Source organism: Leyella stercorea DSM 18206, assembly GCF_000235885.1.
Lineage (GTDB): Bacteria > Bacteroidota > Bacteroidia > Bacteroidales > Bacteroidaceae > Prevotella > Prevotella stercorea.
In genome coordinates, this window is the sequence record NZ_JH379418.1 from 6,102 (window position 1) to 6,325 (window position 224).

Consider the following 224-nt stretch of genomic DNA (forward strand, 5'->3'; position numbering starts at 1 on the left):
CATAGGCAAAATCGAAGTAAAACTTTCCTAAAGCATAGGCAACAAACTGCGAAACTCCCACACAACTGGAGTGTTGTTCCGGTGCTGCTTTTTGTTGTTCCGGTGGCACCGAAGTGTTGTTCCGGTGCTACCGGAGTTTTATTCCGGTGCTACCGGAGTTTTATTCCGGTGCTGCCGGAGTTTTATTCCGGCTGTAGTTTAACGTTTTTAGTTGACTACTTTCA